This window comes from Nocardia sp. 852002-51101_SCH5132738 (genome assembly GCF_001665695.1).
GTDB classification, from domain to species: Bacteria; Actinomycetota; Actinomycetes; order Mycobacteriales; family Mycobacteriaceae; genus Nocardia; species Nocardia nova.
The window spans coordinates 1-22,690 of record NZ_LZML01000125.1 but is presented as its reverse complement, the minus strand read 5'-3'; the positions used below and the strand labels follow the sequence as shown (position 1 = coordinate 22,690).

The 22,690-nt window shown below is 68.3% G+C and carries 22 protein-coding genes and 1 pseudogene; 11 read left to right on the top strand and 12 right to left on the bottom strand.

The window, feature by feature from the left end; all coding sequences use genetic code 11:
* Positions 1–182 precede the first annotated feature (182 nt).
* Positions 183–1,229, top strand: coding sequence for a phosphatase PAP2 family protein (locus A5789_RS18615; RefSeq protein WP_064927318.1), 1,047 nt, complete (start codon positions 183–185; stop codon positions 1,227–1,229).
* Positions 1,226–2,524, top strand: a complete 1,299-nt coding sequence (locus A5789_RS18610) for a glycosyltransferase family 87 protein (protein WP_082940800.1) — start codon at positions 1,226–1,228, stop codon at positions 2,522–2,524. Before A5789_RS18615 ends, A5789_RS18610 begins: the two co-directional genes overlap by 4 nt.
* On the opposite strand, the gene A5789_RS18605 is transcribed toward A5789_RS18610, so the two are convergent.
* Positions 2,512–3,327 carry an Fpg/Nei family DNA glycosylase gene (locus A5789_RS18605; protein WP_064902194.1) on the bottom strand — a complete coding sequence of 272 codons (816 nt, stop codon included), beginning with the start codon at positions 3,325–3,327 and terminating at the stop codon, positions 2,512–2,514. The genes A5789_RS18610 and A5789_RS18605 overlap by 13 nt on opposite strands.
* A gap of 78 nt (positions 3,328–3,405) precedes the next feature.
* Positions 3,406–3,876: a ribose-5-phosphate isomerase gene (locus tag A5789_RS18600; protein WP_062962784.1), complete on the bottom strand. Its 471-nt coding sequence runs from the start codon at positions 3,874–3,876 to the stop codon at positions 3,406–3,408.
* A gap of 73 nt (positions 3,877–3,949) precedes the next feature.
* Between A5789_RS18600 and A5789_RS18595 the strand changes: the two genes are divergently transcribed.
* The gene (locus tag A5789_RS18595) at positions 3,950–5,017 is read left to right on the top strand and encodes a M48 family metallopeptidase (protein WP_063017519.1); all 1,068 of its coding nucleotides are present in this window, start codon (positions 3,950–3,952) and stop codon (positions 5,015–5,017) included.
* Between the two features lie 46 nt (positions 5,018–5,063).
* Here A5789_RS18595 and A5789_RS18590 read toward each other — a convergent pair whose 3' ends face one another.
* Positions 5,064–5,720, bottom strand: coding sequence for a DsbA family protein (locus tag A5789_RS18590; protein WP_030512703.1), 657 nt, complete (start codon positions 5,718–5,720; stop codon positions 5,064–5,066).
* 156 nt (positions 5,721–5,876) lie between these two features.
* On the opposite strand from A5789_RS18590, the gene A5789_RS18585 reads away from it, so the two are divergent.
* The 3 genes from A5789_RS18585 (at position 5,877) to A5789_RS18575 (ending at position 8,894) form a co-directional block, all read left to right on the top strand.
* Positions 5,877–7,097, top strand: coding sequence for an NAD(P)/FAD-dependent oxidoreductase (locus A5789_RS18585; protein ID WP_064902195.1), 1,221 nt, complete (start codon positions 5,877–5,879; stop codon positions 7,095–7,097).
* 97 nt (positions 7,098–7,194) lie between these two features.
* Positions 7,195–7,596, top strand: coding sequence for a YciI family protein (locus A5789_RS18580; RefSeq protein WP_193615526.1), 402 nt, complete (start codon positions 7,195–7,197; stop codon positions 7,594–7,596).
* Positions 7,597–7,607: 11 nt separating this feature from the next.
* The gene (locus A5789_RS18575) at positions 7,608–8,894 is read left to right on the top strand and encodes an RNA polymerase sigma factor (protein WP_082940799.1); all 1,287 of its coding nucleotides are present in this window, start codon (positions 7,608–7,610) and stop codon (positions 8,892–8,894) included.
* A gap of 69 nt (positions 8,895–8,963) precedes the next feature.
* On the opposite strand, the gene A5789_RS18570 is transcribed toward A5789_RS18575, so the two are convergent.
* Positions 8,964–9,788: a phosphoribosylaminoimidazolesuccinocarboxamide synthase gene (locus tag A5789_RS18570; protein ID WP_030512699.1), complete on the bottom strand. Its 825-nt coding sequence runs from the start codon at positions 9,786–9,788 to the stop codon at positions 8,964–8,966.
* A 223-nt stretch (positions 9,789–10,011) separates the two neighbouring features.
* Here A5789_RS18570 and pepN point away from each other — a divergent pair, with 223 nt between their 5' ends.
* From pepN to A5789_RS18555, 3 genes are all read left to right on the top strand, one after another.
* On the top strand, positions 10,012–12,606 hold the full coding sequence (gene pepN, locus A5789_RS18565) for an aminopeptidase N (RefSeq protein WP_064902199.1): 2,595 nt from the start codon (positions 10,012–10,014) through the stop codon (positions 12,604–12,606).
* Positions 12,607–12,785: 179 nt separating this feature from the next.
* Positions 12,786–13,406 carry a ClpP family protease gene (locus tag A5789_RS18560; protein ID WP_064923060.1) on the top strand — a complete coding sequence of 207 codons (621 nt, stop codon included), beginning with the start codon at positions 12,786–12,788 and terminating at the stop codon, positions 13,404–13,406.
* A 10-nt stretch (positions 13,407–13,416) separates the two neighbouring features.
* Entirely contained in the window at positions 13,417–14,007 is a 591-nt protein-coding gene (locus tag A5789_RS18555) for a ClpP family protease (RefSeq protein WP_039777002.1), read from the top strand.
* A 49-nt stretch (positions 14,008–14,056) separates the two neighbouring features.
* Here A5789_RS18555 and A5789_RS18550 read toward each other — a convergent pair whose 3' ends face one another.
* The 5 genes from A5789_RS18550 to A5789_RS18530 form a co-directional block, all read right to left on the bottom strand.
* Complete coding sequence (locus tag A5789_RS18550; protein ID WP_082940798.1) at positions 14,057–14,548, bottom strand: helix-turn-helix transcriptional regulator; 492 nt, start codon at positions 14,546–14,548, stop codon at positions 14,057–14,059.
* Between the two features lie 160 nt (positions 14,549–14,708).
* The gene (locus tag A5789_RS18545; protein ID WP_104364151.1) at positions 14,709–15,155 is read right to left on the bottom strand and encodes a DUF5130 domain-containing protein; all 447 of its coding nucleotides are present in this window, start codon (positions 15,153–15,155) and stop codon (positions 14,709–14,711) included.
* A 10-nt stretch (positions 15,156–15,165) separates the two neighbouring features.
* Positions 15,166–15,444, bottom strand: coding sequence for a hypothetical protein (locus A5789_RS18540; protein ID WP_030512693.1), 279 nt, complete (start codon positions 15,442–15,444; stop codon positions 15,166–15,168).
* Between the two features lie 50 nt (positions 15,445–15,494).
* Complete coding sequence (locus A5789_RS18535; protein ID WP_064901150.1) at positions 15,495–17,078, bottom strand: glycoside hydrolase family 13 protein; 1,584 nt, start codon at positions 17,076–17,078, stop codon at positions 15,495–15,497.
* 131 nt (positions 17,079–17,209) lie between these two features.
* Positions 17,210–17,614 carry a globin gene (locus A5789_RS18530; RefSeq protein WP_030512691.1) on the bottom strand — a complete coding sequence of 135 codons (405 nt, stop codon included), beginning with the start codon at positions 17,612–17,614 and terminating at the stop codon, positions 17,210–17,212.
* A gap of 344 nt (positions 17,615–17,958) precedes the next feature.
* Between A5789_RS18530 and A5789_RS18525 the strand changes: the two genes are divergently transcribed.
* Together A5789_RS18525 and A5789_RS18520 are read left to right on the top strand one after the other, a co-directional pair.
* A complete protein-coding gene (locus tag A5789_RS18525; protein WP_227462928.1) occupies positions 17,959–18,678 on the top strand; it encodes an HNH endonuclease in 720 nt (239 codons plus the stop codon).
* Between the two features lie 117 nt (positions 18,679–18,795).
* Entirely contained in the window at positions 18,796–19,737 is a 942-nt protein-coding gene (locus A5789_RS18520; RefSeq protein WP_063017511.1) for an NAD-dependent epimerase/dehydratase family protein, read from the top strand.
* A gap of 15 nt (positions 19,738–19,752) precedes the next feature.
* Here the strand turns inward: A5789_RS18520 and A5789_RS18515 are convergent, their stop codons facing one another.
* From A5789_RS18515 to A5789_RS18505, 3 genes and pseudogenes are all read right to left on the bottom strand, one after another.
* Positions 19,753–20,406: a hypothetical protein gene (locus tag A5789_RS18515; protein WP_063017531.1), complete on the bottom strand. Its 654-nt coding sequence runs from the start codon at positions 20,404–20,406 to the stop codon at positions 19,753–19,755.
* 32 nt (positions 20,407–20,438) lie between these two features.
* On the bottom strand, positions 20,439–20,813 hold the full coding sequence (locus A5789_RS18510) for a thioesterase family protein (RefSeq protein ID WP_051755158.1): 375 nt from the start codon (positions 20,811–20,813) through the stop codon (positions 20,439–20,441).
* A gap of 243 nt (positions 20,814–21,056) precedes the next feature.
* Positions 21,057–22,690: pseudogene (locus tag A5789_RS18505) on the bottom strand (NAD-glutamate dehydrogenase domain-containing protein); the annotation flags it as partial.

Below are 22,690 nucleotides of genomic sequence, written 5' to 3'. Positions count from 1 at the left end.
ATCCCCGCCGTCGAAGAAGCCGCCGCCATCGCCGCCGCGGTCGTGCCCGCCGCCCGGGTCGTAGCCTCGCCTCGGCGGCGGTGTCGTATCCGCCCTGGTCACCGCCGTCGAAGCCTTGCCCGGGATCCTGACCGGCGTCCTGCCCCGCGCGCATCCGGGTCGTCAGCCTCGCCTCGGCGGCGGTGCTGGACCTGCTGGTACTCGGCGTGCAGGCGCTGTGCGGCTGGCACCTTTCCATCGGAACCGGACCCACGCTCGTCTTGACCGCGCTGGCACTGACCGTCGCCCGGTGGCATGGCCGGCCACGGCGGATCGCCCTGCGCGCCATCGCCTTCGGCGTGTTGCTGATCATGGCCTCGAAGCTCGCCGATACCTGGCTGCTGGTGAGCATTTCCGCCGGTCCCCGCGTACTGGATCAGTACGTGCAGTATGCCGATCGGGCACTGGGAGATCCGGCGTGGGCGGTGGGCAGCCTGCTCGACGCCGCGGGCCCGATTCCGTCGAATGTATTGCACGCGGTGTACATCCAATTGCCGGCGGCGGCCGTGGTGGTCGCGGTCTGGCAGCTGCGCCACGTGACGACGAAGCCGTGGCCGCGGCACAACCTGCTGCTCACATTCCTGGCACTGGGCATCGTCGGGCCGCTCGTCTACGTACTGTTTCCCGTGGTCGGCCCGGTCTTCGCCTACGGTCCACTGGGCCACGGCCTGCAGATCGGCGACTGGCCGCATACGGTGCCGACGATATCCGGCACCCCGGCGCCGATGCTCTTCGATTCCGGCACCGCTCGCAACTGCATGCCGTCGATGCACACCGCTTGGGCCACAGCGCTGTTCGTTCATTCCCGCTCCGGGCCGCGGTGGCTGCGCTGGGGCGGGGCAGTGTGGCTGGTGTGCACGCTGCTGGCGACGCTGGGCTTCGGCTACCACTACGGCTGCGATCTCGTGGCGGGGGCGGTCCTGTGCCTGACCGTGGAATCCGCACTGCGCGAACCCGAACGCGGCTGGGACGGCCACCGGATCCGGATGGTGACGCTCGGCGCCGGGGTTTTCGCGGGGCTGCTGCTGTCCTATCGTTTCCTCGCGGAGATCATGGCCGCCCACCCGCTGCCGTCCGGACTCGCCGTCCTGGCCGCGCTGGCCGCCGTGATCTCCCTCTTCTACACGACGTGGTTCGCCGCGCCCGAGCGCCGAACGGCGAACATCGAAAGGTCGGTCTCAGCTTCATGATCACGGTGCGGACGGAGCGGCGCCAGCTGCTCCGCCACCAGCATTCGGACGACACGAGATATTTCCCCCGCATTCCGATCGTGATCGGAATTCTGCTCTCGGTGTCGGCCGCCCTGCTCATCTCGGCGCTGCACGGTTTCCTCGATCTGCAGGTCTATCGGGTCGACACCCTGGCCTGGTTGCACCGCGGCGCACTGTACGGTCCGCCGCTCCCGGTGGCCGGCCATACCGACCTGCCGTTCACCTATCCCCCGTCGGCGGCGGTACTGATGGCGCCACTGGCCGTGATGCCGCTCTGGCTGGCGGAGATCGCGGTGACAGCCAGTTCGCTGGCCTGTCTGTCGGTGACCGTCTGGCTCGTGCTCTCCCGGATCCGGCCCGATCTCAGCCCCCGGTCGAAAGCAACCCTGACCACTCCCGTCGTCATCGCGATGGCGGCACTCGAACCGGTGCACACGACGCTGTGGTTCGGGCAGATCAACATCATCCTGATGGCCGCGGTGGCGCTGGACTGCCTGACCGTGAAACCCCGCTGGCCCCGAGGAGTGCTGATCGGCATCGCGGCCGTCACGAAATTGACTCCGGCGGCCTTCGTGCTGTATCTGCTGATCCGCCGGGACTGGAAGGCGGCGGGAACGGCGGTGGCGACCGCCGCGGCAGTGGTGCTCGCCGGATTCGTGCTGTTCCCGCGGACGTCCACGCAGTACTGGCTGCACGCGATCGTCGAAACCGGGCGCATCGGCGCGCCCTACTACGCCGGTAACCAGTCCCTCAAGGGCATGATCTATCGACTCGGCCTGCCCGAATCCGCGGCCGTGGCGGTTTGGCTCGGACTCGGGCTCGCCGTCGTCGCCGCCGGCGCGGTCGCGATGCACCTGCTCCTGCGCGCCGAGCGCACCGCCGACACCGGCCCGCTCGCATCCGGGAATGCCCCCGCGATCACGAAATTCTCGGTCGCGGCCCTGCTGCTGAATGCCGCAGTGCTGCTACTGGTTTCGCCGGTCTCGTGGACCCATCACTGGGTCTGGGTGGCGCCCGCACTGGTGACCGCCGCCCTGTGGTCCGCGAGCAGATCCGCGGTGGCGGTGGCCGGCGCGATCGCCGCCGTCACCGCCCCGTTCCTGATCGGACAGGTGCTGGTGCCGGGCGGCGGGGACCGGGAGCTCGACTGGAATTGGTGGCAGCACCTGCTGGGCAATACCTACGTCCTCGTCGCCGTCGCGCTGCTCGGACTCGCGCTCACGCGTCTGCTCCGGCGCCGCGCCCCGGCGATACCGGCTGCTCAGTCCGGCTGACAGGTGGGGCACCAGAACAGGTTTCGCCCCTCGAGCACGGCATGGGCGACGGTGGTTCCACAGATCCGGCAGGGCTCTCCGGCACGCCGATAGACGTAGGTGCGGGGTTTGCCGACCGCATAGGACGGCGCGCCGCGGTCGTGTTCGGGGCGCACCACCACGATGGCGCCCCGGCGCACGCCGACCTTCATCAGCGCGACCAGGTCCGCCCACAGCGCCTCCCACTCCCCGGCCGTGATCGCGCGGCCGGGGCGTTGCGGTGACATGCCGTGCCGGAAGAGCACTTCCGCGCGGTAGACATTGCCCACGCCCGCCACCACCGACTGATCCATCAGCAGCGCCGCGATCGACCGGTTCGAGCGGCGGATCCGCTGCGCCGCCCGATCGGGATCGGCATCGCGCCGCAGCGGATCCGGCCCGAGCCGGGCGGTGAGGACGTCGACTTCCGGTCCGTGCAGGACCTCGCACGCGGTCGGGCCGCGCAGATCGGTCCCGTACAGCGTGGTCGCCGACTTCCCGGCGCCGATCATCCGCATCCGCACCTGGCCGACCGGGTCGCTCAGGGGCGCGGGCGATTCGGTGAAGGTGCCGTAGAGACCGAGGTGCACATGGACCACCAGGCCCGAATCGTAATGGTGCAGAAGGTGTTTACCCCACGCCTCGGCCTTGGTCAGCGTGGCTCCGTCGACCAGGGCGGCACCGTCGGCGAAGCGCCCCTGCGGACTGGATACCCGCACGGCACCGCCCGCGAAGCGCTGCTGATGCAGCTTCGCCAGGCGATGCAGCGTATGCCCCTCAGGCATCGACCGAATTCCGTTCCACTCCCACCGGCCCGCGGCCGGACGGGCCGGACGGCGCCGCCCGGCCCGGTTCGGTACCTGCTAGCTCTGCACCGCCGGCGGCTGACCGGTCTTCTCGTATTCGGCGATGATGTCGATGCGCCGCTGATGCCGCGCCTCGTCCGACCACGGCGTCGCCAGGAACGCATCGATGATCGCGAAGGCCTCCTCGGTGCTGTGCATCCGGCCGCCGATGCCCATGAGCTGCGCATTGTTGTGCTCACGAGCCAGTTTCGCGGTCTCCACGCTCCAGGCCAGCGCACAACGCGCGCCCGGAACCTTGTTCGCGGCGATCTGCTCGCCGTTACCGCTGCCACCGAACACGATGCCGAGGCTGCCCGGGTCGGCGACGACGCGACGGGCGGCGTCGATGCAGAAGGCCGGGTAGTCGTCGACGGCGTCGTACTCGTGGGCTCCGCAGTCGACCACGTCGTGACCGGCCTGCGTCAGATGATCCTTCACTTGGTTCTTCAATTCGAAGCCGGCATGGTCGGCACCCAGGTATACGCGCATGGCTGAGATTCTGTCAGGTGGGTGGTTTCGCTCCACATGGGGTCGTTTCCCGATCCTCTATAGAGTTCAGCCCATGCAGTCCGAAGATCAGTGGGCCGATCAGTCACCACAGCAGGGGCGCGGACCGGGGTGGAATCCGGTGACCGGTATGGCGGGGTGGGATCCTCGGCTGGGACCGCCGGGATGGGGTCCGCAGCAAGCGTTTTCGCCGCCGCACATCCCTCCGTACCAACCGACGCGGGGACTGTCCCCGTGGGGTATGCCGGCCCGGCACAGCTGGGAGATCCCCCTGCTGATCGTCGTGATTCTGGCCACCGTCAGCGGATATCTGATCGCGCTGCTGTTCCTGCTCGTCGGTGCGGTGAACTATTACGTCCTGCTGCTGATCCTCGCGCCGCTGCTGCTGTGGTTCGGCCGCGGCACCAATTATTCGATGCAGCGGCTCAATGCCGTGAAGATGTCGCCCACCCAGTTCCCGGAGGGATACCGGATGGTGGTCGAGGCGGCCGCGCGCTTCGGCATGGCGACCGTCCCGGATGCCTACGTGGTGCTGGGCAACGGGCAGATCAACGCCTTCGCCTCGGGACACGGATTCCGACGCTACGTGGTCGTCTACAGCGATCTGTTCGAGGTCGGCGGTCAGGCTCGCGACCCCGACGCGCTGGCCTTCATCATCGGCCACGAGGTCGGACATATCGCGGCCGGCCATGTGTCGTACTGGCGCCAGCTGGGCATGTTCCTCGTGCCGTTCCTGCCGATCATCGGCAACTCGCTGATTCGCGCGCAGGAGTACACCGCCGACAATCACGGTTTCTGCAACCGTCATCTCGGCGCTCCGGGCGCGATGAAAACCCTTGCGGGCGGCAAATACCTGAACTCGCTGGTCGATTTCGACGAGATGGCCGACCGCGCGCCACAGGACAAGGGGTTCTTCGTCTGGATGGTCAACGCCATGTCCTCGCATCCGGTGCTGACCTGGCGGATGTGGGCGCTTCGCGACCGCAGCCGGCACGGGCGGATGTTCCTGCGGCCGAGCGGTCCGCCGGCGGCCCCGCCGCCGCCGATGCCACCGGCCGGACCGCCCGTCCAGATGGGCAGCTACCCCGGATACGGCGAAGTTCCGGGGCTGCCGCCGCGGTAGCCGTGCGCCCGGCACGGGGCGCGCGTCGCCCCGTGCCGTCGATGCACTAGTCGAACTGCGGGTCCTCGGTCCGGGTCCGCTTGAGCTCGAAGAAGTGCGGGTAGGACGCCAGGGCGACCGCCCCGTCCCACACCTTCCCCGCCTCCTCGCCGCGCGGGATCCGCGACAGCACCGGGCCGAAGAACGCGGTGTTGTTGATGTGGATGGTCGGCGTGCCGACATCCGGCCCGACCTTGTCCATGCCGGCGTGGTGGCTCTTGCGCAGCGCCTCGTCGTAGTCGGTGCTCGTGGCGGCCTCGGCCAGTTCGGCGGGCAGCCCCACCTCGGCGAGAGCGTCGGCGACGACCGCGGCCAGGGTGTCGGCCTGGTTCTCGCGCTCGTACTCCTCCCGGCGATTGTGGATGCGGGTGCCCATCGCGGTGTACAGCGGTGAGAGCACCTTCTCACCGTGCTGCTCGGCCGCGGCGATGGCCACCCGGACCGGCCCCCACGCCGATTTCATCATCTCGACGTAGCGCTCGGGGAGGTCCTCACGGCCCTCGTTGAGCACGGCCAGGCTCATGACGTGGAAGTGCGTGTCGATATCGCGGACCTTCCCGACCTCCAGAATCCAGCGCGAGGTGATCCAGCACCACGGGCACAGCGGATCGAACCAGAAATCGACGCGGTCCCTGGAACCGGCGGTGGTCGTCTGATCGCTCACATTTCGTCCCTTCGAAGAAGCAGTGGGGAGGCCGCACGCCACCCGCCCTCAGCATTGGTCAACGCCGCGAAGTTGGCGATATTTCCCGATCGCCGCGGGATCGCACAGTAGGGTCGGATGCGACCCTGGTTGCCCGCTGCCCGGAGGTTTTCCCCAATGCCCACAGATTCCAGGTTCGTCATCGTCGGTGGCGGTCTGGCCGCCGCGAAGCTGGCGGAGTCGTTGCGCGACAACGATTTCGACGGCGCCATCACGTTGATCGGCGAGGAGGCGCAGCTACCCTACGAGCGGCCGCCGCTGTCGAAGGAACATCTGCTCGGCAAGAAATCGCTCGCCGATTTCACCGTGCACACCGAGCAGTGGTATCGCGATCACGAGGTCGAACTGCTGCTCGGCACCACCGTGACGGCCATCGACCGCTCGTCGAAAACGGTTGCGCTGCCGGACGGTTCGACCCGGCCCTACGACAAACTCGCCCTCGCCACGGGCTCGCGCTCGCGTCGATTGCCGATCCCCGGCGCCGATGCCGAGGGCGTGCACATGTTGCGCACGATCGGGCAGTCCGATGCGCTGATCTCACTGTTCGGCTCGGCTCGGCGGCTGGTCGTCGTCGGCGCGGGCTGGATCGGCCTGGAGGTCACCGCGGCCGCGCGCACCGCAGGTCTCGAGGTGACCGTCCTGGAGGTCGGCGCGGTCCCGCTGCAGGGCGCGCTCGGCGAGGAGATGGGCGCGGTCTTCGGCGAGTTGCACCGCGCGCACGGCGTCGACCTGCGCTGTGGCGTGAAGGCCGCCGAGATCGTGACCGCCGACGGGAAGGCCACCGGCGTCCGGCTCGACGACGACACGGTCGTGGACGCCGATGCGGTGCTGATCGCGGTCGGCGCCCGGCCGAATATCGAACTGGCCGCCGACGCGGGTCTCGCGGTCGAGGGCGGCGTGCTGGTGGACGAGAGCCTGGCCAGCAGCGATCCCGATATCGTCGCGGTGGGCGATATCGCCGACCAGCAGCATCCGGTGCTCGGGCAGCGAGTGCGGGTCGAACACTGGGCCACCGCCCTCAATCAACCGGCCGTAGCGGCGCTGACGATGCTCGACCGGCCCGCGACCTACGATCGGCTGCCGTACTTCTTCACCGACCAGTACGACCTCGGCATGGAGTACACCGGTTTCGTCGCGCCGGGCGCGACCACGTCCGTGGTGGTGCGCGGCGACACCGCGAGCCGCGAATTCGTCGCCTTCTGGCTGGACCAGGGCAATCGCGTGCTGGCGGGGATGAACGTCAACGTCTGGGACGTCACCGATCGGATCAAGGAGCTGATCCTCGGCGGCGAACCGGTGAATCCGGACGCGCTGGCCGACACGAGCACCACATTGTGACCACAGTCACAGCCGAGGTAGGTCGAGGAGTCGCGGCCGGCTCCGACCCGATCGTGAGCGCGCCGCGGTGGCGCGCCGGCGAGCCGAGGAGATCATCGTGAAGTACATGCTGCTCAAGACCTACCGCCCCGCCGCGCACTGCGATACTCCGATCGGCGAATGGCCGCCCGAGGACATCGCGGCCCATATCGAATTCCAGCGCGCGCTCGGTGCGGCACTGCGTGAATCGGGCGAGCTGGTCGACGCCCAGGGCCTGGCGTTTCCGGATCAGGCCCGCATCGTCAGCGCCGACGGGCGGTCCGCGCCGGTGGTCACCGACGGTCCGTTCCCGGAGACCAAGGAATTCCTGGCGGGCTACTGGATCGTCGATGTGGACAGCGCCGATCGGGCGTTGGAGATCGCCGCGCAGGCATCGGCCGCACCGGGCCCGGGCGGCACATCCATCGGTGAATACATCGAGGTGCGCGCGGTGATGGACGCCCCGGCGACCGAGGCCTGAGCCGCCGAGCCATGCCCGGATCACAGGTACCGGCCGTCCCTGTCGGGCAGCCGTCGGAACGCGATGCGCGGCGCGGCGAGTCCGCACAGGAGGTCGCGCTGCTCCTGCGTGAGGTCACACCGGTCGTGCTGGGAATTCTGGTGCGCCGATACGGCGATTTCGATGCGGCCGAGGACGCGGTGCAGGAAGCGATGCTCGCCGCGGTCACCCAGTGGCCGGACAAGGGCTACCCGGACAATCCGCGGGCATGGCTGCTCCAGGTCGCGCAGCGGCGATTGATCGACTCGGTGCGCGCGGAGATCGCACGCCGCACTCGCGAGACGACGGTCGCCCTGCGGGACGTGCCACCCGCGGAGACCGATCCGGCCGCCGATGACACATTGACGTTGCTGCTGCTGTGCTGCCACCCGGCATTGTCGCCCGCCAGTGCGATCGCGGTGACGCTGCGCGCGGTGGGCGGTCTCACCACCGAGGAGATCGCCCGGGCCTTCCTGCTGCCGGAAACCACCATGGCCCAGCGTATTTCACGCGCCAAGAAGCGGCTCGCCGCACTGCCGCGCCCGTTCGCCGAGTCCGCTGGGGCCCCGGAAGAATGGCGGCCGCGGCTCGGGCCGGTCCTGCATGTGCTGTACGTGATGTTCACCGAGGGGCATACCGCGACCGGCGGCTCCCGGTTGTACCGCACCGATCTCGCGGCGGAGGCTATCCGCCTGGCCCGCAAGGTCCACCGGCCGCTCCCGGACGATCCGGAGGTCACGGGGCTGCTCGCGCTGATGCTGCTCACCGACGTCCGCCGCGCGGCACGCCTGGGCCCCAGCGGTGAATTGATTCCGCTGGCCGAACAGGACCGCACCCGCTGGGACCGCGAACGTGCCCGGGAGGGAATGCGGCTGGCGACGACGGCGGTCGAGGCGGGATTGGGCGGTCCGTATCGTGTCCAGGCCGCGATCGCCGCACTGCATACCCGGGCGCCGAGCGCCGAGGAGACCGACTGGGAGCGAATTCTGCTGCTGTACAACGTCTTCGAACGGCTGTCGGACAATCCGATGGTGAGCCTGAACCGCGCCGTGGCGGTGGCCATGGTGCACGGGCCCGCCGACGGACTGGAGTCGGCGAACGCGCTGGCGGATCGCCTGCGAGGCAGCCATCGACTCGAGGCGGTACGGGGACATCTGCACGAGATGGCGGGTGACCGCGCGGCGGCGATCGAGTCCTATACGGCAGCGGCTCACCTGACCACGAGTACGCCCGAGCGCGACTACCTCATGCTGCGAGCGGCCGAGCTGCGCGCATCGTAGCCGGCGGACGCTCGCCGATCATCGAACCCGATGCGACGCAACCGGTTCCGGATGCGAAGCTGACCGAGCTCACGACCAGGTGTTGCCGGTGATGCGCTGATAGGCATCCATGTACTTCTCGCGGGTCACGGCCACGACATCGGCGGGAATCTCCGGGCCGGGCGGCTCCTTGTCCCAGCCGGTGGAGGTCGCCCAGTCGCGGACGAACTGCTTGTCGAACGAGCGCTGCGCCCGGCCGGGCTCCCATTCGTCGGCCGGCCAGAACCGCGACGAATCGGAGGTCAGGACCTCGTCACCGAGAGTGAGAACATCACCGTCCCAGCCGAATTCGACCTTGGTGTCGGCGATGATCACCCCGCGCCCCGCGGCGTGCTCGGCGCCGCGGGTGTAGATCTGCAAGGTCAGGTCGCGGAGTTTCTCGGCGACCTCGCGACCCTCCTGATTCACCACATCGTCGAAGGTGATCGGCTCGTCGTGTCCCGCGGACGCCTTGGTGGTGGGGGTGAAGATCGGCTCGGGAAGTTTGTCGCCCTCCCGCAGCCCGCCGGGCAGCGCCACCCCGGAGACCGCGCCGGTGCGGCGGTACTCCTGCAGGCCGGAGCCGACCAGGTAGCCGCGGGCGATGCACTCCACCTGAACCATCTTCAGCGGTCGCACGCGCACCGCCCGCCCGGCGAATTCGTCGGGCACGTCGGTGGTCGAGAGCACGTGGTTGGGCACATCGGAGAAGTAGTCGAACCACCAGTTCGACAACTGGGTGAGCAGCGCGCCCTTGTCCGGAATCGGCGTCGGCAGCACCACGTCGTAGACCGAGACCCGATCGGAGGCGACCAGAATCAGCGATTCCCCGTCCTCGTAGAGATCGCGCACCTTACCGGCGTGGATGTGCTTCACCGGCCCTCCTCGCTTCGCTGTCCGCCGCACACGAACGCCCAGCCTACCGAGCCGCCCCGGCGGGCCCGGACGCTCGGTGGCGTGGCGCGCGGCGTTTCGTCACGCACGGGGTGCGGATACACGGTCGGCCCAGCCGTGCGGTCACGAACGTGGCATTCTGGGCACCGTCAGCGACTGCATCCGCAGCGTGGTTCACACGACCGGTCCGAGCGAAGGAGTCTCCTTGTCTGCACCGAACCTCACCCGCGACCAAGCCATCGCGCGGGCCGCGACGATCAGTGTGGAGAACTATCGCGTCGAACTCGACCTCACCGGGCAACCGACCGGTCCCGCGGCCACCGCCGGCGAGACGTTCTTCTCGCGCTCCACCGTCACGTTCACCGCCGCCCCGGGCGCGCAGACCTTCATCGACATCGTTGCCGCGGGTGTGCGTTCGGCCGTACTCAACGGCACCGAACTCGACGTTTCCGGCTACGACGAGTCCGAAGGCCTCACCCTCACCGATCTGGCCGAGAACAACGTCCTGGTGGTCGAGGCAGACTGCGTGTACTCGCACACGGGTGAGGGCCTGCACCGCTTCGTCGATCCGACCGACGACAAGGTCTATCTGTACTCGCAGTTCGAAACCGCCGACGCCAAGCGGATGTTCGCCTGCTTCGACCAGCCCGACCTCAAGGCGACCTACGACATGACGGTCACCGCGCCCGCCGACTGGGAGGTGATCTCCAACGGCGCCGCGACCGCCACCCGCACCGTCGGCGAGGTGGTCGAGCACACCTTCGCCACGACGCCGCGGATGAGCACCTATCTGGTCGCGCTGATCGCCGGGCCGTACGCCAAGTGGATCGATGTGTACACCGACGATCAGTCCACGATCCCGCTCGGCATCTACTGCCGCGCCTCGCTCGCCGAATTCATGGACGCGGAACGGCTTTTCACCGAAACCAAGCAGGGCTTCGCGTTCTACCACCGCAATTTCGGTGTCCCCTACGTGTTCGGGAAATACGATCAGCTGTTCGTTCCCGAGTTCAACGCCGGCGCCATGGAGAACGCCGGCGCGGTGACGTTCCTCGAGGACTACGTGTTCCGGTCCAAGGTCACCCGGGCCTCCTACGAGCGTCGCGCCGAGACCGTGCTGCACGAGATGGCGCATATGTGGTTCGGCGATCTCGTCACCATGAAGTGGTGGGACGATCTGTGGCTGAACGAGTCGTTCGCCACGTTCGCCTCGGTGCTGTGCCAGGCCGAGGCCACCGAATACACCGGCGCCTGGACGACTTTCGCCAATGTGGAGAAGTCGTGGGCGTACCGGCAGGATCAGCTGCCCTCCACCCATCCCATCGCCGCCGACATTCCGGACCTGGCGGCCGTGGAGGTCAACTTCGACGGCATCACCTACGCCAAGGGCGCCTCGGTACTCAAGCAGCTGGTGGCCTACGTGGGGCTGGAGCCGTTCCTGGCCGGGCTGCGGGACTACTTCGCCGCACACGCCTTCGGCAACGCCACCTTCGACGATCTGGTCGGCGCGCTCGAAAAGTCCTCCGGGCGTGATCTTTCCGGCTGGGGCGCGCAGTGGCTCAAGACCACCGGCCTCAACACGCTGCGTCCCGACTTCGAGGTCGACGCCGACGGGAAATTCACCCGATTCGCGGTCGTGCAGGGCGGTGCCGAACCCGGCGCCGGCGAACACCGCCTGCATCGCCTCGCCATCGGCGTCTACGACGACCGCGACGGAAAGCTGGTGCGTACCAAGCGGATCGAACTCGATCTCGACGCCGCCGAGCGCACCGAGGTCGCCGAGCTGGTCGGCGTCGAGCGCGGTCAGCTGGTGCTGGTGAACGACGACGACCTGACCTACTGTTCGCTTCGCCTGGATCCACAATCGCTCGACACCGTGGTCGCGCGCATCGCCGATATCGCCGAATCCCTGCCGCGCACGCTGTGCTGGTCGGCGGCATGGGAGATGACGCGGCAGGCGGAGATGCGGGCACGGGATTTCGTGGCGCTGGTGCAACGCGGGATCGGCGCCGAAACCGAAATCGGTGTGGTGCAACGGCTTCTGATGCAGGCACAGACCGCCCTGGCGAGCTACGCCGACCCGGAGTGGGCCGATCAGACCGGATGGCCGGCCTTCGCCGACCGGCTCCTGGAACTGGCTCGTGCGGCCGAACCGGGTTCGGACCATCAGCTGGCCTTCGTCAACGCCCTCACCGCCGCGCGCCTGTCGCCGTGGCACAGCGAAGTGCTGGGCACGCTGCTGCTGGACTCCGATCCCGCCGCGGTCGAACTGCCCGGGCTCGCGGTGGACACCGATCTGCGCTGGCGGATCGTGCAGGCGCTCGCGGCGGCCGGTCAGCTCGATGCCGAGAGCACCGACACCCCGGTCATCGACGCCGAACTCGAGCGTGATCCCACCGCCGCGGGCCGGCGCCAAGCGGCCGCGGCCGCCACCGCCCGGCCGCAGGCCGAGGTCAAGGAGAAGGCGTGGCGGACGGTGATGGACGACGACTCCGTCCCGAACATCACCGCCCGCGCCATCGTCGGCGGCTTCGCTCCCATCGGCCAGGGCGAACTGCTCGCGCCCTATGTGCAGCGCTACTTCGACGAGATCGCCTCGGTGTGGGAACGCCGCTCCAGCGAGGTCGCGCAGACCGTCGTGGTCGGCCTCTACCCGCACTGGGCCATCAGCGAGGAAGCCGTGGCCGTGGCCGACAAATTCCTCGCCGATGAGCGGCCGCCGGCCCTGCGCCGCTTGGTGATCGAGGGCAAGGCGGGAATCGAACGCTCGCTGCGCGCCCGCGCCGCCGACATCGCCTGAGTCCGGTTGCCCGTGGTGGTGCGGTCGCCACCACGGGCCCGGAATCGGGGCGTGCCGGCTCGGCTCGAGATCTGAGGGATGCGCAGCCTCGGCCGCGCATCGACTGCCGCTGCTGTGGGCAGATCTGCTGACAGCAGCGTGACGGGCGCGTGCCGGGTCCGCTGCGGCACCGTGGGCGTATGGCTCACGACGACAACAAGATTCCATTGTTCAGTTGGCGGTCGCGCGAGCAGCTGCTCAGCCGCCGCATCCTCGTCCTCGACGGCGGGCTCGACGACGACGACAACGGCACGCTGCTCACGACCCAGATGCTCACCCTCGCGGCCGAAGACCCCGACGCCGACATCTCACTGTGGATTCACTCGCCGGGCGGGTCGGTGCCGTCGATGCTCGCAATTCGCGACGTGATGCGACTGGTGCCGTGCCGGGTGTCGACGCTGGCGCTCGGATTGGCCTGCAGCGCAGGACAATTCCTGCTCTCGGCCGGAACTCGCGGCCGCCGCTACGCACTGCCGCACGCCCGCATCCTCATGCATCAGGGGTCGGCGGGCATCGGCGGCAGCGCGGGCGAGGTGGAGGTGCAGGCCGACGATCTGCGCCACACCGTGAACACCGTGCTCGGACTGATCGCCGAGGACACCGGGCAACCGTTCGACCGCATCTACGAGGATTCACTGCACGACCGCTGGTTCACCGCGACCGAGGCCCGGGAGTACGGCTTCATCGACCACATCGTCGACTCCTTCGACCAGGTCATCCCGCAACGCCAGCGCATCGGAATCTCGGCCGGGAACGCATAGGGGGCACGACATGACCAGCTACACCATTCCCAATGTCATCGCGCAGCATCCGCGCGGCGAGCGGATCATGGACGTCTACTCGCACCTGCTCACCGAGCGCATCGTCTACCTCGGCACGCCGATCGATTCCGGGGTGGCGAATGCGCTGATCGCGCAGATGCTGCATCTGGATGCCGAGAGCGCCGGCCAGGAGATCAACCTCTACATCAACTGCGAGGGCGGCGATCTGTCGGCGATGCTGGCGATCTACGACACCATGCAGCACATTTCGTCTCCGGTGGCGACCACGTGTGTCGGCCAGGCCATCGCGGTCGGCGCGGTGCTGCTGGCCGGCGGCGCGGCGGGCCGGCGGGCGATGCTGCCGCATGCGCGCGCCGTCCTGCATCAGCCGGCGACCCGCGGACAGGGAGCGATCCCCGATCTCATCATCCAGGCCGACGAACTCGTCCGGATGCGCGCCGAAATCGAGACGATCCTGTCCCGCCACACGGGCCAGGACGTCGCGACGCTACGACACGATACCGATCGCGACCGGGTGTTCACCGCGCAGGCAGCGGTGGAATACGGTTTGGCCGACACCATCCTCGGCGCCCGGACCTGACCGGATCGCGGTGAGCGCTCGCCGGTCCCCAGTGCGGCGCGGCGCGGACTCAGGCGGCGCGGGCGAGCATGGTGGGGCCGGCCGGTGGGCGGGCGGCCAGCGGGCGTACCGGCGCCAGGCGAGTGGCACGCAGCAGGTCGGCGGCGATCTCCGCGGTCAGTTCGCCCAATGTGGTGCCGAGCGCACCGGCGAGCGCGGCGATCATCTCGCTCGAAGGTTCCTTGCGACCGCGTTCGATCTCCGACAGATACTGCGGTGAAATCCCGGCTCGGTTCGCCGTTTCGGTCAACGTCTCGCCGTGGTCGTGGCGCAGTTCGCGCAACCGTTCGCCGAGTACCTCACGCCACAGCGGTTCCCGGGCGGTGCGGGACTCCCGAGGCCGCCCGGGGCGCGACGGCACCGACCGCAGCACGTCTCGCTGCGGTCGAGGATCGGTTTCGGCCGGCGGTGCGGACTCTGCCGCAGTGTCCGCACCGGTCGAGGACGGGGACTCGAGGTCACGTCCGCCGGGGATCGAATGCAGTTGCGGATACTCGGCCATGCGGTGAGCCTACGGCCACCGGCGGGCCGGGACCGCTCGCTTACGCTCACAGCGTATTTCGGGTCGTCCGCATACAGCCGCACCCCTCCCCGGTCGTTCCGGGAAGGGGTGCGTGGCCCTGATTCGAACCGGCGCGAGCGTGCCGATCAGTGCGAACGAATCAGCTCGGGCGGCCGATCGCGGACGCCATCACGCGGACGGCGGAGACGACTCCGTCGATGAGCTGGCCCTGCCGCAGCGACGCGAGCGCCGCGGTGACGCCCAGCTGGCAGACCCGGTCGTTCACGCGGTCGGCGACATCGCGACCGGAACGAACCTCGACCGCCTTGTCGTTGGGCGAGACGGCGATGAGCACCGAACGTGCCGCCTCGGGGGTCGACGGAAACACCGCGTCGGCGCCGGCGGCGGCATCCACGCCCAGATCGCCGATGTAGATGTTGAACCGGACCTTGGTAGTGCGGGTCGCCTCGGTGAGGGTGTTGTCCATCAGCAGCCGCTCATGATCGTTGAACGGCGCTTCCTTGAACACGTCACCGGCTTCGTGCACGCCGGATACCCGGCCGCTGGGGGTGATGGCGTACCCGTGCGGCAGGGTGGACGGGTCCACCACAGGCCAATTAGAAGTTGCCACTTGCCCGGCCTCCGATCAGATCTGCCCCGGTGGATTCGATGGCCGCATGGTGCCCATGCGACGACTCAGCGACACCGTGACCGAATGCGGTCACCTCATCGGTCGCGCTCCACAGCACCGGCTCCGCGGTCCACTTCTTCCCGAGGTCGTAGTGGACCGGCTTCTCGCCGGGCAGCGGTTTGCCGAGGAACGACAGTCCGGCGATCACCGCGTAGATCACCAGCGGGATGCCGAGAAAGATCAGCACTGTTTCGAGAATGCTCACGGATCAACGGTAGACGATCGTGGTTTGCCGCTCCGCGCCGAGCCGTCGTGTCACACCAACCAGGCCGCGGACTCCGGTGCGAGCAGGCCATCGTGCAGCGGCACGCTCGTCAGCAGCACCGTGCCCGGCGGCAGTGCGGTCGGGTCCGCGGAGGCGTTGAGCACACAGATCAGTCCGCCCGGCCGGCGGAAGACGAGACAGCCGGGCGGCCCGCCGAGCCAGTCGACGGTATCGCCGTCGAATTCGTCTCGGGTGCGGCGCAGTCCGAGGGCGGTCCGATACAGCGACAGCGTCGAGGCGGGCGATTCGAGTTGCGCCGCCACGGTGCGATCGGCCCACTCCGGCGGAATGGGCAGCCAGGAGGCGGGGCCCTCGGTGAATCCGAAGGGCGGACGCACCCCCTCCCACGGGATCGGCACCCGGCAGCCGTCACGCCCGCGTTCGGTGTGCCCGGAGCGTTCCCAGACCGGGTCGGCAAGCACGTCCTCGGGCAGGTCGTCGACATTCGGCAGCCCCAGTTCGGCGCCGTTGTAGACGAAAACCGCACCCGGAAGCGCGAGTTCGACCATGATCATCGCCCGGGCGCGAGCGATGCCGGACGCGCCGCCGCCGTAGCGGGTCACCTCCCGCTCGATGTCGTGATTGGACAGCGTCCAGGTCGGGACGGCACCGACCTGCGCCACCGATTCCAGCGAATTCTCCACTGCCGCATGAATTTTCACCGCGTCGAACGGCGTCTCGGCAAGCCGGAAATTGAAGGCGAGGTGCAGTTCGTCCGGACGCACGTACTCGCCGAAGCGGACGTTGTCCTCGACCCACACCTCGCCGATCGACACCGCGTCCGGATACTCGTCGACCACCTTGCGCAGCCGACGGTGGATGTCGTGGACCCCCGGATTGTTGAAGCGCGGATCGCTGTCGTCGTGCACCAGCAGTTTCGCGTCGGCGTCCGGTGTATGGACCGCCGACGGGTCGGCGGAGAGGCCGACCGCGGCCACCACGGCCGGATCCATATCGGGCAGTCCGGGCGGTTTGGCCATGCCGTGCGCCACATCGATGCGGAAGCCGTCGACGCCGCGATCGAGCCAGAACCGCATGGTCTGCTCGAAGTCGGCGACCACCTCCGGATTGTCCCAGTTCAGATCCGGTTGTTCCGATGCGAACAGATGCAGATACCACTGTCCCGGCGTCCCGTCGGGCTCGGTGACGCGCGTCCACGCCGGCCCGCCGAAGATGCTGGGCCAGTTGTTGGGCGGTTGCGCACCGCCTGGCCCGCGACCGTCACGGAAGATGTAGCGGGCTCGCTCGGCACTGCCGGGTGCGGCCGCCACCGCGGCGGCGAACCACGGGTGGCGGTCGCTGGTGTGGTTGGGCACCAGATCCATCGTCAACCGGATACCGCGTTCGTGGGCCTCGGCGATCAGCCGGTCCATCGTCGCCAGGTCACCGAAGAGCGGATCGATATCGCGCGGATCGCTTACGTCGTACCCGCCGTCGGCCATCGGCGACCGCATCACTGGACAGATCCACAGTGCGTCGACGCCGAGCAGTTCCAGATAGCCGAGCCGGTCGCGGATGCCGGCGAGATCGCCGATCCCGTCGCCGGAGGAATCGGCGAACGAGCGCGGATAGATCTGATAGAAGACCGCCGAACGCCACCACGGCGGCGTCGATTCCTCCGCGTGCCCGGCGACGACCCCCGCCGCGTCGAGCTCAGCCTGCTCCCCGGCCGATGACGATGTCACAGTCGTGTCCCCGGCTCGGCTCACATCGGGGAATTCATCAGCGAATTCGCGGCCATCTCCAGGTAGTCGAGCAGCGCACGCCGGTGTTCGTCGTCGAGAACGTCCGGCTCGATTTCGGCAATCGCGATATGCATGCAGCGCAACCACGCATCGCGCTGAAGTGGTCCGATACTGAACGGCATATGCCGCATGCGCAGCCGCGGATGTCCGCGTTCGTCGGAATAGGTGCGCGGGCCGCCCCAGTACTGTTCGAGGAACATGCGCAATCGGCGCTCGGCCGGGCCGAGGTCCTGCTCCGGATACATCGGCCGCAGGATTTCGTCGGCGGCCACCTCCCGATAGAACGCCGCGACGATCCGCCGGAACGTTTCCGCCCCGCCGACCGCCTCGTAGAACGATGTCGCCGTCTGTTCGCCGGAAGTCATCGACCCTCTCGATCTGCTCGCCTGCCCGTATCCGCCCACCATTGTGCCCGCACCGCCCGCGGACGGCCCACCCGTGCGGGAGCCGCCCGACGGTCACCGGCGGATCACGCGACGTTCAGACGACGGTCGCCGGAGGGACGGCAACACGGCAGATAATCGCCTCCGACACCGGTATCCGAGCATCGGATACCGAGCCGCACCGCGTCGACCACCGGCGATCCGCGTACCCGGCCCGAATTTCGGCACCGAAATCACTGTGCACACGGGCACGTTCCGTGGTCAACTTGGTGACAGTGTCTGCCGATCAGCACACGAACCGACCTAGCAGAATTCGGGGTCCATCAATGAAGCAGCGGCACGGCGCCCGGTCACACGAGGCGAGAACGCACCGACAACTCCAGCCCGCCGATGTCCACAATCGTGGGTCGGGGGCTACTCCGCTGCATATCCTCTCCGCATATTCCTCTCCGGGACATCCGTCCTCGTCACCGGGACGTTCGTCCCCGGGTGCGATCGCGCACCGAAATACCGAATCCGCAGCTACCGCCTGGGTGAAGAACCGGGTGCTGCTTCTGAATGCCACCTACGAGCCACTGACCGCACTGCCCGCCCGGCGGGCCATCGTGCTGCTGGTCTGTGACAAGGCCGATACCGTTCATCACAATCCCGAGGGCCCGGTCGTCCACTCCGCCGGCGCCTCGGTCGCGCTGCCGTCGGTCATCCGGCTGCGCAGCTACGTGCGGGTGCCCTACCGCGCCCGGGTCCCGATGACCCGGGCGGCACTGATGCATCGGGATCGTTATCGCTGCGCCTACTGCGGCGGAAAGGCCGAAACCATCGACCATGTCATTCCACGTAGTCGTGGGGGCGCGCATTCCTGGGAGAACTGCGTAGCCTCCTGCGCTCCCTGTAATCACCGCAAGGCCGACAAACTCCTGAGCGAGTTGGGCTGGACGCTCATGCACCCCCTGGTCTCGCCGACCGGGCCGCATTGGCGGTTGCTGTCGACCACGTCGGATCTGGATCCGGTGTGGTTGCAGTACTTGGGCGAGGGCGCTGCCTGACCCTTTCGCGGCGCAACGATCACAATAGTGAGCGCCGCTCTTGATTTCTCTACGGACATAGGGCAGACTCGTCCATGAACTCAAGAGCAGTGCTCACTGAAGTGATTGGAGCCCACAATGTCGGATCTGCATGTGGTCACCGGAGCCGGACCCGTCGGCACCACGATCGCCGAACAACTCGCCGCCACCGGCGTGACGGTCCGCATCCTGACCCGGTCGGGCAGCGGTCCGGATCATCCGCTCATCGAGCGGCGCCCAGTGGACGTCAACGATCGGCACCAGCTCGCCGCCGCGGTCGACGGCGCCACCGCGATCTACCACTGCATCCACGCCTCGCGATACTCCGCACGGACCTGGCGGGCGGAACTGCCCGGCGCCGAACAGACGATCCTGGACGTCGCAGGACGCGCGGGCGCGGTCGTGGTGTTTCCGGAGAGCCTGTACTCCTACGGCCCGGTCGACCGGCCGATGACCGAAGATATGCCGCGCACCGCCGATTTCGGCAAGCCGGCGATCCGCGTGCAACTCCTGCGCGCCCGCGAAGCGTCGCCGACGCCGACGGTCAGTGTGGCGGCCTCCGATTTCATCGGGCCGCATGTGCGGACCTCGCATGCCGGTGACCGCATGGTGCCGAATATCTTGGCGGGCAAGACCGTTCAGATCTTCGGCAAGGCCGATCTGCCGCATTCGTTCACCTATATGCCCGATCTCGCCGCCGCCATGATCCGGGCGGCCGCGGACAGCTCCGTGTGGAACACCTTCCTGCACGCGCCGACCGCCCCGGCCGTCACGATGCGCGAACTGGTCGCCGCACTGGCCGAGGCGGCTCGGATGCCGATGCCGAAAGTTGTTGCGCTGCCCGGCTGGACGCTGCGCACGGCCGGCGTCGTGAGCTCGATGATGCGGGAGCTGGCGGAGATGAACTACCAGTTCGAGCGGCCCTTCCGGCTCGATTCCACGGACAGTGAACGACTGCTCGGCCTGGCACCGACACCGCTGCCGGAGGTCGCGGCCGGAACGGTCGCGTGGTGGAAAACCGCGGTGGCGGAAGGAAAGTGAACGATGCGGCGCCGGTCACCCGGCCAGCAGCGGCCCGCTGCGACGACGGGCGACCGAGCCGTACCGGGCGTCCAGCCGCAGCCAGGTGCGGGTGGCGCGCACCCGCACGGTCTCGCTGGGCGCGATGCGCCGAGAGTCTGCTTCGCCTCCGGCGTGCGGAATGAAATCCATTGCGGTGAGCGCGAAGACGACTCGCATCGGCACCTCGACCCGCTCGTCGCCGCCGGTGACGGTCAGCACCGTCTGCTCCAGCAGCGAGGCCGGTGGGCCCTGCCCGCCACTGTGTTCGGCGGCCACCTGCGCGCCGCGTTCGGCGAGTTCGACCAGGCTCCGGGCCGGAACATCGTCGATATGGGCGAAGCCCACAGCAGGCGGCAGGGCGGTGCGCCAGGCCGAATCCATCGAATACCCCACCTCGATGCGCCCGTCGGCGCCGGGCCGCTCGAGTCCCGACAACGCGGCGTCGCCGGCGACGGTGACGTCCGCGACGTCCAGTTCGCCGACCACCGTGCGCGCGGCCAGTACCTCGAATCCGGTGGCCGTCCAGGCGGTGACGTAGCGATCGCCGCGGCGATGCAGCCGCACGACGGCAGCCGGATCCAGGCGGATCGCGTGGGTGAGAAAGGTTGCGAGATTCTCCCGCTCGGCGGGATCGGATATGCGCAGCATCGAACCGATGTCGTCCGTGAGTGTCGTCGCCGCTATTCGGCCCGCCACAGGCTCAGATAGTCCCGTTCGTCGTCGGTGAGCCGGCGCAGCCGCTGGGTGTCGATATCGAAGGCCGCGATCTGCGTGGTGGCGACGACGGCCGGCGGTGAATCCAGTGCCACGCCGTTCGCGCGGACCTCGTAGCCGATGGTGAAATCCACCGCGCGCAGCTGTTCGATCCACATCGCCACATCCAGCGGGGTGTCCTCGTGCCGGAGCTGGCCGCGGTAGCGGACGTGCAGATCTGCCAGCACACAGCCGGTACGCAGCCCGGCAGTGGGCCGCTCCCCCTCGAACAGCCACGGAATCCGCGCCTCCTCGAGCAGCGTCACCATGCGGGCATGGTTGATGTGCTGGAAGACGTCCATATCCGACCATCGGACATCGACCTTCGCGTGAAAACGTTTGGGCAGGACGACGGTGCCTCCCGCTCCGGGGGCTCCGTTCACCGAGCCGACACTGGTCACGCTGTTCACCTCCGATCGGATTACCGCCCCGCGCGCATCGTGTGGCGGTGCCGGCGCGGGCGGTCGAGCAAGCCGAAGTGGCGTCCGGCTCCGCGCCGGGACCGCTTCGGCTAACAAGTATGCAGTTCGCGGCGCAACCGCCGATCAGCGAGGCACCTCCGACTGGGCCCCCACCCCGCTGACCATGCTGCGGACCTGCCGCGCCGCCACCGAGAGGGTCGCCAGGTCGTGCGCTCCGGAGGCGAACAATTCCGACAGCGCCGCTCGCGCGCGGCCGAGCCGGGATTGGTTCTTCGACTCCCAGTACGCGATCTTCTCCTCCGCGGTCTCCTCGGGATCGCCGGCGGACAGCACGTCCAGGGTGAGCGACCGCAGTGACCCGTACATATCGTCGCGCAGGGCGAGCCGGGCCAGCGCGTGCCAGCGATCACCGCGCTCGAGGTGGCTGACGGCCTGCAGCAGCCAGTCGATCTTGAGGTGCTCGTTGAGCGCGTAGTAGAGGGCGCCGACCTCCTCGCCACTGCGGTCGGTGATATCCGCGATATCGACGACATCGAGCAGCGGGAACAGGTTGAGCAGACCGAAGACCTCGGTGGCGAGGTCCTCCGGTACGCCACGCGAGACGATCTTGGCCGAAGCTTCGGACAGCGTGTCGAGGTGATGGCCGCGCAACCACCCCGGAACCTTCGGCGCGAGTTCGCGCACCGGACCGCTGTAGCGGTGGATTTCCGCACCGACCGCGACCGGCTGCGGGCGGTTGCTCAGCAGCCAGCGCGACGCACGGTCGAGGGTCCGCTTGGTTTCCAGCTCCAATTCGTCCTTCACCGCCGTCGGCACGTCGGCCGCGCGAATGCGCTCCCACAGCGAATGGAGGTCGAAGATCTGGCTGGTGGCCGCGAAGGCGCGCATCACATCCGTTGCGCTGGCGCCGATTTCCTCGTTGAGCCGGTGCGCGTAGGTGATGCCGCCGAGGTCGACCATCTCGTTCACCACCATGGTGGTGACGATCTCGCGGCGCAGCCGGTGGCGTTTGATGGCACCGCCGAATCGCTGCCGCAGCGCTGCCGGGAAGTACTTCGGCAACCGGGCGGCGAAGTACGCGCTGTCGGGCAGATCGCTGTCGAGCAGATCGGCCTTCAGCGACAACTTCACATGCGCCAGGAGATTCGCCAGTTCCGGCGAGGTGAGACCGGTCCCCGCCTCGGCACGGCGCGCGAGTTCCTTCGTGGAGGGCAGAGCCTCCAGTTCCCGATCCAGACCCCGCCGCTGTTCCAGGTCCTCGATCACCCGCATGTGCACGTTGAGCATGCGCGGCGCCTCGGTGCGCGACATCCCCATCAGGAAGTTCTGGGAGACGTTGTCCCGCAACACCATTTCCGATACGTCGTCGGTCATCGAGGCCAGCAGCGGATTGCGGTCGCCGACCGGCAGTTCGCCGGCGGAGACGACCCCGTCCAGCAGCACCTTGATATTGACCTCGTGGTCCGAGCAGTCGACTCCGGCGGAATTGTCGAGGGCGTCGGTATTGCATTTGCCACCGAGTTTGCAGAATTCGATGCGTCCCAGAGCGGTGACGCCGAGATTGCCGCCCTCCCCGATGACGCGCACGCGCAGATCGCTCGCATTCACGCGCACCGCGTCATTGGACTTGTCGCCGACATCGCCGTTCGATTCCGTACTCGCCTTGATGTAGGTACCGATTCCGCCGTTCCACAGCAATTGACCGGTGCCCGCAGAATGGCCCGGATCATGTCCGGCGGAGACAGCGTGCTCACGCC

Excerpts from the sequence above, each read along its gene's own strand:
- A5789_RS18610 (WP_082940800.1), top strand. The coding sequence starts at position 1,226 with ATGATCACGGTGCGGACGGAGCGGCGCCAGCTGCTCCGCCACCAGCAT.
- A5789_RS18605 (WP_064902194.1), bottom strand. The coding sequence starts at position 3,327 with ATGCCTGAGGGGCATACGCTGCATCGCCTGGCGAAGCTGCATCAGCAG.
- A5789_RS18600 (WP_062962784.1), bottom strand. The coding sequence starts at position 3,876 with ATGCGCGTATACCTGGGTGCCGACCATGCCGGCTTCGAATTGAAGAAC.
- A5789_RS18595 (WP_063017519.1), top strand. The coding sequence starts at position 3,950 with ATGCAGTCCGAAGATCAGTGGGCCGATCAGTCACCACAGCAGGGGCGC.
- A5789_RS18585 (WP_064902195.1), top strand. The coding sequence starts at position 5,877 with ATGCCCACAGATTCCAGGTTCGTCATCGTCGGTGGCGGTCTGGCCGCC.
- A5789_RS18575 (WP_082940799.1), top strand. The coding sequence starts at position 7,608 with ATGCCCGGATCACAGGTACCGGCCGTCCCTGTCGGGCAGCCGTCGGAA.
- A5789_RS18560 (WP_064923060.1), top strand. The coding sequence starts at position 12,786 with ATGGCTCACGACGACAACAAGATTCCATTGTTCAGTTGGCGGTCGCGC.
- A5789_RS18555 (WP_039777002.1), top strand. The coding sequence starts at position 13,417 with ATGACCAGCTACACCATTCCCAATGTCATCGCGCAGCATCCGCGCGGC.
- A5789_RS18550 (WP_082940798.1), bottom strand. The coding sequence starts at position 14,548 with ATGGCCGAGTATCCGCAACTGCATTCGATCCCCGGCGGACGTGACCTC.
- A5789_RS18530 (WP_030512691.1), bottom strand. The coding sequence starts at position 17,614 with ATGACTTCCGGCGAACAGACGGCGACATCGTTCTACGAGGCGGTCGGC.
- A5789_RS18525 (WP_227462928.1), top strand. The coding sequence starts at position 17,959 with ATGAAGCAGCGGCACGGCGCCCGGTCACACGAGGCGAGAACGCACCGA.
- A5789_RS18520 (WP_063017511.1), top strand. The coding sequence starts at position 18,796 with ATGTCGGATCTGCATGTGGTCACCGGAGCCGGACCCGTCGGCACCACG.
- A5789_RS18515 (WP_063017531.1), bottom strand. The coding sequence starts at position 20,406 with ATGCTGCGCATATCCGATCCCGCCGAGCGGGAGAATCTCGCAACCTTT.
- A5789_RS18510 (WP_051755158.1), bottom strand. The coding sequence starts at position 20,813 with ATGGACGTCTTCCAGCACATCAACCATGCCCGCATGGTGACGCTGCTC.